This window comes from Ferrovum myxofaciens (assembly GCF_000735045.1).
GTDB classification, from domain to species: Bacteria; Pseudomonadota; Gammaproteobacteria; order Burkholderiales; family Ferrovaceae; genus Ferrovum; species Ferrovum myxofaciens.
This window is the reverse complement of the sequence record NZ_JPOQ01000424.1, coordinates 1-1,186: the sequence shown is the minus strand read 5'-3', so window position 1 is coordinate 1,186 and position 1,186 is coordinate 1. Positions and strand designations below refer to the sequence as shown.

3 protein-coding genes are annotated in these 1,186 nt (G+C 43.7%); all 3 read right to left on the bottom strand.

From position 1 onward, the window contains the following. Positions 1-186, bottom strand: a 186-nt coding sequence (locus IV91_RS19380; RefSeq protein WP_233418497.1) for a hypothetical protein, incomplete at its 3' end; no start/stop codon positions are given. Positions 187-473: 287 nt separating this feature from the next. Continuing rightward, a complete protein-coding gene (locus IV91_RS0114375) occupies positions 474-692 on the bottom strand; it encodes an AlpA family transcriptional regulator (protein ID WP_031599525.1) in 219 nt (72 codons plus the stop codon). Positions 693-832: 140 nt separating this feature from the next. Beyond that, positions 833-1,012, bottom strand: coding sequence for a hypothetical protein (locus IV91_RS0114370; RefSeq protein WP_031599524.1), 180 nt, complete (start codon positions 1,010-1,012; stop codon positions 833-835). Positions 1,013-1,186 lie beyond the last annotated feature (174 nt).

Genomic DNA, 1,186 nt, shown 5'->3' with positions numbered 1-1,186 from the left:
AAATTGAATTTCCTTACCCTGATGCTGGGTTTCAAGGCCAAGCCAGTCCACGAAGTTATCCATGTTTCTCAGGGCTAGATCATTGGCTTGAGTGAAAATGTCTGGCTGTTCTGGGTCGGTTCCTTGTCTATTTCTTCTATTGGTCTGTTGCAATGGAGTACTTATTTTGTTATAATGTTTTCGCATTTTACTTCATTTCCTAATTTTAAATGAAAGATACTGAGTTCCAGCTCAGTGGTTTCTGACATGCTGAGGAAAGCCCCCCAGCGTTCTTAGTTAGATCAATTCCAAGCGCTTAACCGAACCACGTTGAATCTGTGTCAGAGGAGTTCCCCCTATTTAACAGGCATGCCTGTCTAAAAACGGTCAAGCACTTGGCAACTTGATACGCATATTTCTATTTTAGGATGCAGTTGTTTGTAACTTGATAGTTGGACCAACATTAGGCGCAAATACCCAGTATGGTGTTGTGATTAATGGACCTCCTCACGCTGCTGAATCTTGGTCTGTAACCAGTCATTAATTTCACCCTCAACCCAACCGACAGCACGGGAGCCGAGCCCTACCGACTCAGGGAACTCACCTTCGCTCATGTACTGGTAGATGGTTGATCGGGAAAGCGCTGTACGATCCATCACCTGCGGAAGACGCAGGATTCTAGGATGCGGTTGTGACACATTTTCTAATTCCATAAGTTTCCTTTTTAATCAGTTAGTTAAAATTTACAGTCAATCGATTATGACGGAACAATCTTCATCGACTGCAAGGTAAAATTTTGACTGACCGACTACAAAAAGACAATTTTCGGGCAATAGAATATAACCTAGTAAAATCAAATAATTATGAGATATTTTGCCCGATCGGGCAGATTTGTTTCGGGCAGGCTGGTTTTTTTGGGTGTCATCAGCGTAAGCGGTAAGCCAGCGGCGTTGTATTTTCCCGGATAATTTTTCTGCATGTCATCAGCAACTTGAAATTGGGCCAAAAGCAGCAGTTTGAAATTGGAAGTCAAGTCGGCTAAGGAGGGGTGATATTTATTGTGACTGTCACATAATCCAGCTTCACCGAACCCTCAACTTCCCGATTCTTTCAGTGATATCGTCGCCGTAACTTTATGATCATGTTTTGCGAGGTGGGGCTTTGCCCCATCCCTGCGAACTGCTTTTCCTCTGGGAGGGCATGGTCA

What these genes read in the sequence shown, in the direction of transcription:
- IV91_RS0114375 (WP_031599525.1), bottom strand. Translation starts at nt 692, where the DNA reads ATGGAATTAGAAAATGTGTCACAACCGCATCCTAGAATCCTGCGTCTT.